The following is a 13110-nucleotide window of genomic DNA, read 5'->3' as shown; positions in this document are numbered from 1 at the left end:
ACTTGCATTTAGTACATTGTTTTGATTGAAATCTAATTCGGTATAATATGTTATTCTGTTAATATCTAAAGCATACATCCAAATAGCTTTTATACCTCTTATAAAATTTTTATGTGTCTGCTTAAGATTATAGTATCAATTTAACAAGATAAAGCATAAATTTTGGTATCTGCATCATTTGTGATGCTATTATAAATAATACTTATACTATTTTGAAATTATATTATCATTGAGGTTAATCTAATCGCGTTTTTTTCTCAAAAACGCTGGTATGTCATGTATATCAGACTCTTTATTATCTTGATCTAGAGTGTTCACAATGACGTTTTTGCGTTCTAAAGTTTGATTATTTGAAGCACGAAGCGAACCCCATATCTTCCATAAAAATGATGATTTTTGTGAGTTATTTTCAGGTTTATTGACAGCATTTACATGCAATCGTAGTTCTTGTTCATTTTCAGTATAATTTTGCTTTATTGAAGAGTCGGTAATTTCAATATTTTCAGTACTGTAGTTATTAAACGCAGGAATTTCTTCTATTTGTGTATGTTGTATCATAGATTCATTATAAGTTTCTTTAGGCACTGTATTGGTATTTTCATCTATTGCGAGTTTATATTTTGGCACTTTATCGGCATCAATACCTGTTGCAACAACTGATACTCTGATAATACCTTTGAGTTCTGGATTAAATGTTGAACCAAAAATAATATTAGCGTCAATGTTATCTACTTCTTCTCTAATTCTATTCGCAGCGTTATCCACTTCAAATAATGTCATGTCAGGACCGCCAGTAATATTGATTAATACACCTCTCGCACCGCACATTGAACTATGATCTAGTAATGGATTTGAAATTGCAGATTCTGCTGCTTTAATAGCTCTATCTTCCCCACTATCTTCACCTGTACCCATCATTGCTTTACCCATTTCGCTCATTACTGCTTTAATGTCAGCAAAATCAAGATTAATCAGTCCAGGCATAATCATTAAATCTGTAACTCCTCTAACGCCTGCATGTAATACATCATCTGCCATTTTGAAAGCATCAGCAAATGTTGTTTGTTCATTAGCAATACGGAATAGATTTTGGTTCGGTATTACAATTAAAGTATCAACGAATTGCTGTAATTCAATTAGTCCTTTATCAGCCGTTTTCATACGATGACCACCTTCAAAATGGAAAGGTTTAGTTACTACCCCAACCGTAAGAATTCCTAGTTCTTTAGCAATGCGTGCAATAATTGGTGCAGATCCGGTACCTGTACCACCGCCCATACCTGCTGTAATAAATACCATATTGCTATTTTCTAGTGAACTACGAATTTCGTTTTCTGATTCTTGAGCAGCAAGTGCGCCAACCTCAGGTGATGCGCCTGCTCCAAGACCTCTAGTAGTAGAAACGCCTAATTGTATTTTGTTAATGCATAAAGAATGTTCAAGGGATTGTGCATCAGTATTCGCTACCACAAAATTAGCGCCTTGTAGATTAGCATGAATCATATTATTGACTGCATTACTACCTGCACCTCCGACACCAAAAACAGTAATAGTCGGCTTTAATACTATATTTTCAGGAGCTTTTATATTTAAAATCATTATAATTTTTATATAATTAATTTTTAAGTATAATCAAAGATGAAGGCTGTGTGAAGAAAAATTTAATTAATATATACATATTATTTAGAAAAAATTGCTTTAAAATTTCCATGTCTTTCCTAGCTAAAAGAGTACATTAAAAAAACTCAATAAATTGCGCTATTGATTTTACAAACTTATTGTATATACACTTTGTATTACTTGATTTGTGCAGTAAAATGTGTTATGTGTTATTAGTGTCAACGCCTTAGCATATTATGCAAATTCGTAATTTGTTACAAGTCGTGTATACATATAATGACATTATATTAATATTAATAGTTTAAAATATCTTTAGTCTCTAATATTAAGATTAAGAAATCATTTTTTCAGGTATAACTATTTTATCAAATTCTTCTTCTGATAAAAAATTGAGTTTTTTAGCTGCTTCTTTTAAAGTGATCCCATACTTATATGCTTCTTTAGCAATTTTTGCAGCATTATCATAGCCTATATGTGGATTAAGCACTGTAACAAGCATTAGAGATTTATCACGTAAAGCATTAATGCGTTCTATATTTGGCTCTAATCCTTTAACACAGTGTGTAACAAAACTATTTACGCTATCAGATAATAGTTCTATAGATTGTAGGATATTGTATATTATTACTGGTTTAAATACGTTAAGTTCAAGATGCCCATTTGAGCCGGCAATAGTCACAGTTACATGATTACCCATCACCTGAGTGCACACCATTGTTAATGCTTCAACTTGTGTAGGGTTTACTTTACCTGGCATAATAGAAGAGCCCGGTTCGTTTTCTGGTAAATGTAGTTCACCAAGACCGCATCTTGGACCGGAGCCGAGGAGTCTTATATCATTTGCTATTTTCATTAAGCTAACTGATATAGTATTAAGAGTTCCTGAAAACTCTACTAATGCATCATGTGCGGCTAAACTTTCAAATTTATTAGGAGCAGTCTTAAATGGTTGTTGAGTAAACTCTGCAACTTTTTCAGCAAATTTTATATCAAAGCCTATTTTTGAGTTAATACCTGTACCGACTGCTGTTCCACCTTGAGCAAGTAGATAAACTTTTTTTAGTGCATCTTCTATGCGTTCTAAAGCATACTCTATTTGTGTAATATATCCTGAGAATTCCTGTTTAAGAGTTAAAGGAGTTGCATCCTGCAAGTGAGTGCGTCCTATTTTTATTATTTTATCCCAATCTTTTGACTTGTCTTGTAAATATGTAAGTAAATTATTCAAAGCTGGTATAAGCTGCTGTTTAGTTGCAAGTACAGTTGCTATATGCATAGCTGTTGGAAAAGAGTCGTTGGAAGATTGCCCTTTATTAACATGATCGTTAGGATGTACTGGAGATTTACCACCTTTTTTACCAGTTAATTCCTCATTAGCAATAGAGGCAATAACCTCGTTCATATTCATGTTTGTTTGTGTACCTGATCCTGTTTGCCAAACTACTAAAGGAAAATTATCTTCAAATTCGCCTGCTAAGATTCTATCAATTGCTTTATCTATACTTGTAGCTATTTTATATTCTAAATCACCAAATTCATAATTCACCTGTGCAGCACATTTTTTTAAAATAGCAAGAGCATGAATTAAAATTTTCGGCATTTTTTGCTTGCTTATTTTAAAATTGTTTAAAGATCTTTGAGTTTGAGCGCCCCAATAAAATTTTTCTTCTATTTGAATTTCTCCAAAAGAGTCACTTTCGATTCTGTAATTTTTCATAAATTGTGCAATTTTTTATCTATTGTGTTATAAAATTATTACTTACTGCATTCAAGTCTAATTTCTTAGCTAATTTAGCAAAGCTGTAATATTCTCTGTTAAAGAAGCTGTTTAGATTCTAAGCATAAAGATTCGATATACTTATTTATCATAAGATTAAGATTAAAACTATAAATTTTTGCTAATATAGGTTATATAGGTACAGAAAACCCTATATAATCGAAATATATAGGTTTAGTAATTAATACTTACCTTATGGTATCATTATTAATCCTGCATGAAGTTTATTAATTGTCAAAGAAATTGTTTAAGATTTTAGGCGTTGTTATTATTTCTGCTCTAAGTACATTTATAGATCTGTCTAATTAGTTCAAAATTCTCAACAATTTTTATTGTATCACTTTATGATGACTTTTTCCTTAAATTAATCGATGTAATAAAATAATAAAAGTTTATAATTTCAATATTTAAATTGAAGTCTTAAAAAGATTTATGTAATGAATGAAAAATTATAGAAGCAGCATTTGCAACATTAAGACTTTCTACACTCTTCGAAATAGGTATTTTAGCTAAATAATCACATGTTTCTTTAACTAATCTTCGCATACCTTTATCTTCTGCGCCAAATACTAATGCTATTTTGTCGGAAATGAATTTATCAGTAAAGTATTCATTCGCATAACCTGTTACTCCGATAATCCAAAAGCCACGTTTTTTAAGATAATTCATATATGAGCATAAGTTAGTTACCTTAATGATAGGTATTAATTCTAAAGTGCCGCATGCTGCTTTCGCAATGCTACCGCTTTCATTTGGAGAATTATCTTGAGGTAATATTATAGCATTTATATAAAAAGCAGCTGCACTGCGAATAATTGCTCCAATATTCTGTGTATCTGTTATTTGATCTAAAATCACAATTTTACATTGAGGGTTATTGATATCTATGTCGTCTAGATTATAAGAAAAAATTGGTCTTACTTTTGCAGCTATGCCTTGATGCGTTTGGTGTTTCAGTAATTTAGATATAATATAGTTATTAACAATTTCATAAGGTCTAGTACCTATTAATTTTTTATTTATATCAAAAATTTCCCTAGTGCATAAAATATTTTCAATTTGACGTTTTGGATTATTGATCGCAGAAAATACAGGATGTTTCCCATACATATAATAACTATTTTGATAATTAAGCTGTTTATTTTGCATCTTATTGAACACCATCATTAATTTGTTCTTGACAGAAATTACTATTTATTATAGAAAGTTACAACTAAATAAATGTGCAAGCTGCTATTTGTTTATTTGATGATTCGGCAAAGTTTATTAAGTCCTAATACTATATTTGTATTTTACAGTAAATTACTCTATTTAATACAGTAAAGTTTTTTAGGAGGGGTGGCCGAGTGGTCAATGGCAGCAGACTGTAAATCTGCCCGCGTAAGCGTTCGAAGGTTCGAATCCTTCTCCCTCCACCACTTAATGGTTTAGGGAAATATATCTATTTAACAGATATATTAATTTATATGTTATTTTTTTATAAATGAATTATATTTATTAATAGTGTCCAAATGCGGGTGTAACTCAATGGTAGAGTTCCAGCCTTCCAAGCTGGCTGTGTGGGTTCGATTCCCATCATCCGCTCCAGAGTAGTGGTAACAAATAAATTTAGCAAAGAAATGCACTTTAAAACTTGTATTAAACCTAAAAATTGTAGAGAGTAATAACTATGGCAAAAGCAAAATTTGAACGTACTAAACCACATGTTAATATAGGTACTATTGGTCACGTAGATCACGGCAAAACTTCCTTAACCGCAGCAATCACTATAATACTTGCTAAGACAGGTGGAGCAAAAGCGACAGCGTATGATCAAATTGATGCTGCTCCTGAAGAAAAAGAAAGAGGTATTACTATTTCTACTGCACACGTAGAATATGAGACTAATAATAGACACTATGCACACGTAGATTGTCCTGGACATGCTGATTATGTAAAAAATATGATAACCGGTGCCGCTCAGATGGATGGTGCAATATTAGTGGTTTCTGCTGCTGATGGGCCTATGCCTCAAACTCGAGAGCATATATTACTGGCAAAACAGGTAGGTGTACCTGCTATGGTAGTATTTTTGAATAAAGTGGATATGGTTGATGATCCTGATCTATTAGAGCTAGTCGAGATGGAAGTACGCGAATTATTATCAAAATATGGTTTTCCTGGTAATGAAATACCTATTATTAAAGGTTCTGCACTTCAAGCTTTAGAAGGAAAGCCTGAAGGTGAAAAAGCTATTAATGAGTTAATGAATGCAGTAGATAGCTATATACCTCAGCCTATAAGAGCTACAGATAAACCTTTTTTAATGCCAATAGAAGATGTATTCTCTATTTCAGGCAGAGGTACTGTTGTAACTGGTAGAGTGGAGTCAGGCATAATTAAGGTAGGGGAAGAAATTGAAATAGTAGGTCTAAAAAATACGCAAAAAACGACTTGTACAGGTGTAGAAATGTTCAGAAAATTACTTGATGAAGGACAATCTGGGGATAATGTTGGTATATTATTACGTGGTACAAAAAGAGAGGAAGTAGAAAGAGGACAAGTACTTGCAAAACCTGGTAGCATAAAACCGCATGATAAGTTTGAAGCTGAAGTGTATGTGCTGAGTAAAGAGGAAGGCGGACGTCATACCCCGTTTACTAATGATTATCGCCCACAGTTCTATTTTAGAACAACAGATGTTACCGGTACAATAAAATTGCCTTTTGATAAGCAGATGGTTATGCCTGGAGATAATGCTACTTTTTCAGTAGAATTAATTAAGCCGATTGCTATGCAGGAAGGGTTAAAATTCTCTATACGTGAAGGTGGTAGAACAGTAGGAGCCGGTGTAGTCACTAGAATAAATAATTAATTTATTTTATAAATACCTATTATTTAAAAATAATAGGTATTTATATTTTACTATCTAAAAAACATCTTGCTGTTTAAATATTAGGTTTAATGAATGAAAAATAAAATCAAAATTCGTTTAAAGTCGTTTGATCACCGTAGTCTTGACCAAGCTACAAAAGAGATAGTTAGTGCTGTTAAAAGAACGTTTGCTACTATTAATGGTCCTATTCCTTTACCTAGAAAAATTGAAAGATTTACCGTCAATAGATCTCCTCATGTACATAAAAAGTCAAGAGAGCAATTTGAAATTAGAAAGCATAAAAGATTATTAGTTATAGATGATCCGAATCCAGCGGTTGTTGATGCGTTAAGTAAAGTTGATTTAGCAGCAGGTGTTGATGTAGTGATTGAATTAGAAAATGGGGAATAAATGAGAACCGGTATAATTGCTCAAAAAATTGGTATGACTAGTGTTTTTAATGATAAAGGAGAACGCATCTCTTTAACATTAGTAAAAGTTGATGGTTGTCAAGTGGTAGGGCATAAAACTCTAGCAAAACATGGATACAATGCTTTGGTTATAGGTGTAAAAGATCAAAAAATATCTAGAGTTACTAAACCTATGAAACAAGTTTTTGCTAATGCTAAAATATCTCCTAAAACTAAATTAAAAGAATTTAGAATTTCTGAAGATAATTTCATTGATATCGCATCAATTCTAGAAGTAGACCATTTTAGTGTAGGGCAATTTGTTGATATAACTGCAACTACTATAGGTAAAGGGTTTGCTGGTAGTATGAAAAGACATAATTTTAGAGGTCTTGAGGCTTCACATGGTGTTTCTATATCACATCGTTCACACGGTTCTACAGGACAAAGGCAAGATCCAGGTAAGGTTTTTAAAGGAAAAAAAATGGCTGGTCATATGGGGTGTAATCAAGTTACTATCCAAAATTTAAAAATATTTGCTATTGATACAAATCGTAAGCTGATTATGATTCAGGGTAGTATACCTGGTCACAAAAATTCGTATCTTTTAGTAAAAGATGCTATAAAAAAGGCTTCAATAACTATCTAATGAATATTTAGAGATTGTGATATTGTGTGAATGTAAAAGCTTTTTTATCAATAAGGTATTTACATGAATAACTATGAAAAAATATTTTATGATTTATAGTATAAAAAATTATCAGAAGATTATTTAATAATAATTTCTTAGATATATTTATTGAGATTGAGGATTTAAAATTAACAAAGCGCCATGCAATATTAAATGATATAACAGTTTTGTATAAAACTGCATAAGGTTAAATAAAGATGAAAACTAAAATATTAAGTCTTGCTAATGAAGAAGTTGGTGAGATTACTTTAAATAAAGATATATTCGCTGTTGAGTTTATCAGAGATGATATAATAAAGCAGGTTATCGATTGGCAGAGAGCTAAAGCAATGTCCGGTAACCATAAAACTAAAACAGTATCAGAAGTATCAGGCACAACAAAAAAACCTTTTAAGCAAAAAGGTACAGGCAATGCACGACAAGGTTCTCTTAGGTCTATACAGATGCGTGGTGGTGGTATATCACATGGTCCTAAGGTACGGAGTCATGCAATAAAATTACCTAAAAAAGTACGAAAACTTGGTTTAATTCATGCTTTATCTGAGAAATGTGCTGCAGGAAAATTATTAATAATAAATTCTTTAAAGTTAGAGAAGCCTAAAACGTCTGTTCTTGTAAATTTATTAAATAAATTTCAAGGTCAGAGTTTTTTTATAATTGATGGAAATAAAGTAGATACTAATTTTTCTTTAGCTACAAAAAATATTTATAATACGTTGATTGTTCCACAAATAGGAGCGAATGTTTATGATATCATACGACATGAGTATGTACTCTTATCACAAGAAGCTGTGAGCTTTTTAGAAGAGAGGTTAAGATGAGTGTATATAAATACTACGATTTAATTAAAAAACCTATTATTACAGAAAAAACTACAAGTATTTCTGAGCAAAATAAATATACTTTTTATGTAAATAAGTTTGCTAAAAAATTGACCATTAAAAAGGCTATAGAAGCAATATTTAAAGTAAAAGTAAAAAAAGTAAATATTTTAAATATTCAGGGTAAGAAAAAAAGATTTAAAGGAATTATAGGGACTCAAATCAATCAAAAAAAAGCTATTGTTACATTAGAAAAAGACCATAATATAGATTATGCTGGAGGAATTAAATAAATGGCTTTAAAAAATTTTAATCCAATTACTCCTTCTCTTAGAGAGCTAGTTCAAGTTGATAAAACTAATTTATGGAAAGGTAGACCTTTAAAATCTTTGACTAAAGGTATGTCAAAAACTGGTGGACGCAATCAGCAAGGAAGAATTACTTCTTGGCATAGAGGTGGTGGGCACAAAAAATTATATCGTGTTATTGATTTTAAAAGAAAGAAAATAGATATTTTTGCTGTTGTTGAAAGAATAGAGTATGATCCTAATAGGACTGCTTTTATTGCTTTAATAAAATACGATGATGGAGAATATTCTTATATTTTAGCACCGCAAAAATTATCTATAGGTGATAGAGTAATTTCAAGTCAAGCTGCTGATATCAAAATAGGCAATTGTTTACCTTTAAAATCCATTCCGATCGGCACTACTTTACATAACGTTGAAATGAAAGTTGGCAAGGGTGGACAGATTGCACGGTCTGCAGGTACTTCAGTAGAATTAGTTGGTAAAGATTCAGGATACGCTCAGATTAAATTAAGATCAGGTGAATTTAGACTAGTACCTTTAGATTGTAAAGCTACTATAGGTAGTATATCTAATCCAGATCAAAAAAATATTAATTTAGGCAAAGCAGGTAGAAATAGATGGCTTGGTTGGAGGCCACATGTTAGAGGTGTAGCAATGAATCCTATTGATCACCCTCATGGAGGTGGTGAAGGTAAAACTTCAGGAGGTCGTCATCCTGTTACTCCTTGGGGATTCTCAACTAAGGGTAAAAAGACGCGTAAAAATAAGCGCACTTCAAAATTTATTGTAAAAAAAAGAAAATAGATTTTAAATTAATTAGGTATTAATATGGCACGTTCAATATGGAAAGGGCCTTTTGTGGATGGTTATTTAATAAAAAAAGTTCAAAAATTAATGAAATCAGGTAAATCTGAAATGATTAAAACTTGGTCTAGAAGATCAACGATTTTACCTCTTTTTGTAGGATTTACCTTTTCTGTCCATAATGGAAATAAATTTATCCCGGTTTATATAAATGAAGAAATGGTTGGAAGAAAATTAGGTGAGTTTGCTCCTACTAGAACATTTCATGGTCATGGAGCTGATAAAAAAGTTAAAAGAAAATAAAGATTTGTATGATACAGGAAAATAAAAATTTTGCTACAGCAAAAGCTAAGTCTATTAGAGTAAGTCCAAGGAAGCTTAATTTAGTTGCCTCCTTTATTAGAAATATGAAAGTATCTGAAGCATTAATACAATTAACTTTTTCTCCTAAAAGAATTGCAAAAATTGTAAAAGATTGTTTACGATCTGCTGTTGCAAATGCTGAAAATAATTTAGGTTTAGACATAGATAGGTTAATTATTACTAAAGCTACTGTAGGTAAGTCGGTCGTAATGAAAAGGATTATGCCGAGAGCAAAAGGAAGAGCAACTAGAATAAATAAGTTTTTTAGTAATCTTGATATAACTGTTACAGAAAAAGAGGATAATTAAAATGGGGCAGAAAGTTTGTGCGCATGGTTTTAGAGTTGGACCTACTTTAATTAAAGATTGGGATTCAATCTTATATGCAGAAAAACATTATAAAACTCTTTTTATACAAGACCTCAAAATTAGAGATTTAATAAATAAGTGGTTTAATCAAGCGCAAATTAGTAGAGTTTTAATCGAACGTCCTTCTAACAAAAGTATTATAATTAATATTAATGCAAAAAAACCAAATATTATTATAGGTAAAAATGGTAGTGAGATTGATAAGCTAAAAAAAGCTATAGAGAATATGACTTTTTTAAAGGAAGTTTATATAAATATTCATGAGGTTAGAAAATTTAATATAGATGCTGCTATAGTAGCTCAAACTATAGCAGCGCAGCTTGAAAAAAGAGTTTCTTTTAGAAAAGCTATGAAAACAGCAATTCAGGCTTCATTTAAGCAAGGTGGACAGGGTATAAGAGTAAGTTGTTCAGGGCGCCTTGGTGGTGCTGAGATTGCTAGAACTGAGTGGTATATAGAAGGTAGAATGCCATTACATACTTTAAGAGCTGATATTGATTATTCAACAGCTGAGGCTATAACAACTTATGGGGTTATAGGTGTTAAAGTGTGGATTTATAAAGGTGAATATAAAGAAAATAAAAGATATAATTAATTTTAAGTATTCAAATGTTAGCTCCAAAAAAACAAAAATTTAGAAAAGCTCATAAAGGTAGAGTTATGTCAAAAGCAAAAGCAGGGATGACACTTGCTTTTGGATCATTTGGCCTCAAATCTATAGATGGTTGGCGTGTTACTGCAAGACAAATAGAAGCAGGAAGAAAAGCTGCTACTAGATGTATGAAAAGACAAGGTAGATTATGGATTCGAATTTTTCCGGATGTGCCAGTTTCTAAGAAGCCTGCTGAGGTAAGAATGGGTAAAGGTAAAGGTGCACCTGAATTTTTTGCAGTTAGAGTTTCGCCTGGAAGAATTATGTTTGAAATTGAAGGAGTAGAAGAAAATATTGCACTTAGAGCTTTGGAACTTGCAAGTGCCAAATTACCTGTTAGAACAAGGATAGTGAGACGTTATGAATGATTTAAAATTATTAAGGAGTAAGTTATCTACTGAAACAATAGAAGAGCTTTATAAAAACCTTAATCTTTTAAAAAAAGAATTGTTTAATTTAAGATTTCAACAAGCTTTAGGAGAATTAAAAAATACTAGTAGGTTTTCGTTAGTAAAAAAGTCTATAGCACGTATTAAAACTGAGTTAACAAAAAGATCTAATAGTGAGGAATATTAAAATGCCGAAAAGAGTGTTACAAGGCGTGGTTATAAGTTCAAAAACTGATAAGACAGTTACAGTAAAAGTAGAAAGAAAGTTTAAGCATCCTATTTATAAAAAATTTGTGAAAGTATCTAAAAAATATGCTGCTCATGATATAGAAAATAAATATAGAGAAGGAGATAAAGTTAGTATAGTTGAAAGCCGTCCTATCTCAAAAACAAAAACATGGGTAGTAGTAAATGTGGAATAACCTTTGACTTAATAATGTAGATTGTTTATTTTAACTCTCGTGTATAAAAGGAAGTAGTTTATGATTCAAATGCAGAGCATTTTAGAAGTTGCAGATAATTCTGGTGCTAAAAAAGTTATGTGTATTAAAGTTTTAGGTGGTTCTCACCATATGATGGCAAAGCTTGGTGATGTTATAGTCGTGTCTATTAAAGAAGCTATACCAGGTGGTAAGGTTAAAAAAGGTGATGTTTATAAAGGTGTGATCGTTCGTACAAAGACAGGAGTAGTAAGATCTGATGGTAGTACAATAAAATTTGATAAAAATGCTTTAGTGCTTTTGAATAAACAAGATGAACCTATAGGAACCAGAGTGTTTGGCCCTGTTACAAGAGAACTTAGAGCGAAAAAATATGTTAGAATAATGTCGCTTGCAGAGGAAGTGTTATGATTAAATTAAAAGTAAAAAAAGGTGATGAAGTTATTGTTGTTACTGGAAAGTACAAAGGGAAAAAAGGTAAGGTATTAAAAGTTTTTATAGATGAAAATACAGTAATTGTTTCTGGAGTAAATTTAGTAAAAAAGCATACTAAACCTAATAAAATGAGTGAAGGTGGGATAATAACTAAGGAATCACCTATACATATCTCAAATGTTGCACACATCGATCCAAAAACTGGTAATCCTACTAAAGTAGCTTTTAAATTCTTAGAAGATGGGTCTAAGGTTAGAATAGCAAAAAAATCAGGAGAAATTATTGGGAAGGTAGGTAATGATGTTAAGATTTAAAGAATTATATAAGAAAAAAATTATTGAAAGCTTAAAAAAAGAATTTTCTTTTAAAAATCAACATGAAATACCGCAAATTAAAAAAATTGTTATAAATATGGGCGTAGGTGAAGCAATAGCAGATTCCAAAGTAATTAATAATGCACTAAATGATCTTACTTTGATTTCAGGTCAAAAGCCGATTGTAACTTTAGCAAGAAAATCTATTGCAACCTTTAAGTTACGTGAAAATATGAAAATAGGTTGCAAGGTTACATTACGTAAAGATAGAATGTATGATTTTTTAGAAAGGTTAGTAATTGTTGCATTACCGCGTGTTAAAGAATTTCGTGGCTTTTCTTATAAGAGTTTTGATGGTAAAGGGAATTTTACTTTTGGATTAAAAGAGCAGATAGTTTTTCCTGAAATTAATTACGATAAAATCGATACAATAAGGGGTATGGATATTACAATCGTTACATCTGCTAAAACAGATCAAGAGAGTAAGTTTTTATTATCTGGATTTAATTTACCTTTTTATAATTAATTTTTAGGATATATATAATGGCAAAAGTAAGTGCTATACAAAAGAACAAAAGTAGGCAAAAAAAATCACAACGTTTACATAATAAACGTTCAGCACTAAAAAGTAAAATTTATGATAAAAGTCTCTCATTAGAACAACGTTTTTCTTTGATAATTGCACTTGCACAATTACCTAGAAATTCATCATCTACTAGAATACGAAATAGATGTGAGCTTACAGGTAGACCAAGGGGTGTTACAAGAAAATTTGGTATATCAAGGAATAAGCTTAGGGAATTAATTGGTAGAGGTTTAGTCCCTGGTGTAGTTAAAGCAAGTTGGTAAAGTGGATAGGTA

General features: G+C 31.1%; 19 protein-coding genes and 2 tRNA genes. 18 read left to right on the top strand and 3 right to left on the bottom strand.

From position 1 onward, the window contains the following. Positions 1 to 240: 240 nt before the first annotated feature. The 3 genes from ftsZ to rlmB form a co-directional block, all read right to left on the bottom strand. Complete coding sequence (gene ftsZ, locus RT_RS03255; protein WP_011191096.1) at positions 241 to 1599, bottom strand: cell division protein FtsZ; 1359 nt, start codon at positions 1597 to 1599, stop codon at positions 241 to 243. A 352-nt stretch (positions 1600 to 1951) separates the two neighbouring features. Then, on the bottom strand, positions 1952 to 3337 hold the full coding sequence (gene fumC / locus RT_RS03250; protein ID WP_011191095.1) for a class II fumarate hydratase: 1386 nt from the start codon (positions 3335 to 3337) through the stop codon (positions 1952 to 1954). Between the two features lie 480 nt (positions 3338 to 3817). Continuing rightward, positions 3818 to 4546, bottom strand: coding sequence for a 23S rRNA (guanosine(2251)-2'-O)-methyltransferase RlmB (rlmB, locus tag RT_RS03245; RefSeq protein ID WP_014419455.1), 729 nt, complete (start codon positions 4544 to 4546; stop codon positions 3818 to 3820). Between the two features lie 183 nt (positions 4547 to 4729). On the opposite strand from rlmB, the gene RT_RS03240 reads away from it, so the two are divergent. From RT_RS03240 to rpsN, 18 genes are all read left to right on the top strand, one after another. Continuing rightward, positions 4730 to 4815: transfer RNA gene (locus RT_RS03240), tRNA-Tyr, on the top strand. Positions 4816 to 4910: 95 nt separating this feature from the next. After that, positions 4911 to 4984, top strand: a tRNA-Gly gene (locus tag RT_RS03235). 82 nt (positions 4985 to 5066) lie between these two features. Beyond that, a complete protein-coding gene (tuf, locus tag RT_RS03230; RefSeq protein ID WP_011191093.1) occupies positions 5067 to 6251 on the top strand; it encodes an elongation factor Tu in 1185 nt (394 codons plus the stop codon). Positions 6252 to 6344: 93 nt separating this feature from the next. Then, positions 6345 to 6662, top strand: a complete 318-nt coding sequence (gene rpsJ / locus RT_RS03225; protein ID WP_011191092.1) for a 30S ribosomal protein S10 — start codon at positions 6345 to 6347, stop codon at positions 6660 to 6662. Then, positions 6663 to 7310, top strand: a complete 648-nt coding sequence (gene rplC / locus RT_RS03220; protein WP_011191091.1) for a 50S ribosomal protein L3 — start codon at positions 6663 to 6665, stop codon at positions 7308 to 7310. It begins immediately after the preceding gene. 239 nt (positions 7311 to 7549) lie between these two features. Further along, on the top strand, positions 7550 to 8173 hold the full coding sequence (gene rplD / locus RT_RS03215; protein WP_011191090.1) for a 50S ribosomal protein L4: 624 nt from the start codon (positions 7550 to 7552) through the stop codon (positions 8171 to 8173). Next, positions 8170 to 8466 carry a 50S ribosomal protein L23 gene (gene rplW / locus RT_RS03210; protein WP_011191089.1) on the top strand — a complete coding sequence of 99 codons (297 nt, stop codon included), beginning with the start codon at positions 8170 to 8172 and terminating at the stop codon, positions 8464 to 8466. Before rplD ends, rplW begins: the two co-directional genes overlap by 4 nt. Further along, on the top strand, positions 8467 to 9288 hold the full coding sequence (rplB, locus tag RT_RS03205) for a 50S ribosomal protein L2 (protein ID WP_011191088.1): 822 nt from the start codon (positions 8467 to 8469) through the stop codon (positions 9286 to 9288). 24 nt (positions 9289 to 9312) lie between these two features. Further along, on the top strand, positions 9313 to 9591 hold the full coding sequence (gene rpsS / locus RT_RS03200) for a 30S ribosomal protein S19 (RefSeq protein WP_011191087.1): 279 nt from the start codon (positions 9313 to 9315) through the stop codon (positions 9589 to 9591). An 8-nt stretch (positions 9592 to 9599) separates the two neighbouring features. Further along, positions 9600 to 9959 (top strand): 50S ribosomal protein L22, encoded by a 360-nt coding sequence (gene rplV / locus RT_RS03195; protein WP_011191086.1) that lies wholly within the window; start codon positions 9600 to 9602, stop codon positions 9957 to 9959. 1 nt (position 9960) lies between these two features. Next, entirely contained in the window at positions 9961 to 10614 is a 654-nt protein-coding gene (gene rpsC / locus RT_RS03190; RefSeq protein ID WP_011191085.1) for a 30S ribosomal protein S3, read from the top strand. 14 nt (positions 10615 to 10628) lie between these two features. After that, the gene (gene rplP / locus RT_RS03185; protein ID WP_011191084.1) at positions 10629 to 11039 is read left to right on the top strand and encodes a 50S ribosomal protein L16; all 411 of its coding nucleotides are present in this window, start codon (positions 10629 to 10631) and stop codon (positions 11037 to 11039) included. Continuing rightward, positions 11032 to 11247, top strand: a complete 216-nt coding sequence (rpmC, locus tag RT_RS03180; RefSeq protein WP_004596213.1) for a 50S ribosomal protein L29 — start codon at positions 11032 to 11034, stop codon at positions 11245 to 11247. The genes rplP and rpmC overlap by 8 nt, the downstream gene beginning before the upstream one ends. A gap of 1 nt (position 11248) precedes the next feature. Further along, positions 11249 to 11482, top strand: coding sequence for a 30S ribosomal protein S17 (gene rpsQ, locus RT_RS03175; protein WP_014419454.1), 234 nt, complete (start codon positions 11249 to 11251; stop codon positions 11480 to 11482). Between the two features lie 60 nt (positions 11483 to 11542). Continuing rightward, positions 11543 to 11911: a 50S ribosomal protein L14 gene (gene rplN / locus RT_RS03170; protein WP_004596218.1), complete on the top strand. Its 369-nt coding sequence runs from the start codon at positions 11543 to 11545 to the stop codon at positions 11909 to 11911. Continuing rightward, the gene (gene rplX, locus RT_RS03165; protein ID WP_011191082.1) at positions 11908 to 12249 is read left to right on the top strand and encodes a 50S ribosomal protein L24; all 342 of its coding nucleotides are present in this window, start codon (positions 11908 to 11910) and stop codon (positions 12247 to 12249) included. Before rplN ends, rplX begins: the two co-directional genes overlap by 4 nt. Next, positions 12236 to 12775 carry a 50S ribosomal protein L5 gene (gene rplE / locus RT_RS03160; protein ID WP_011191081.1) on the top strand — a complete coding sequence of 180 codons (540 nt, stop codon included), beginning with the start codon at positions 12236 to 12238 and terminating at the stop codon, positions 12773 to 12775. Before rplX ends, rplE begins: the two co-directional genes overlap by 14 nt. Positions 12776 to 12792: 17 nt before the next feature. Then, complete coding sequence (gene rpsN, locus RT_RS03155) at positions 12793 to 13098, top strand: 30S ribosomal protein S14 (RefSeq protein WP_011191080.1); 306 nt, start codon at positions 12793 to 12795, stop codon at positions 13096 to 13098. The last annotated feature ends 12 nt before the right edge of the window (positions 13099 to 13110 follow it).

It is taken from the genome of Rickettsia typhi str. Wilmington, assembly GCF_000008045.1.
Taxonomy (GTDB): domain Bacteria; phylum Pseudomonadota; class Alphaproteobacteria; order Rickettsiales; family Rickettsiaceae; genus Rickettsia; species Rickettsia typhi.
This window is presented reverse-complemented; position numbering and strand designations above follow the sequence as displayed.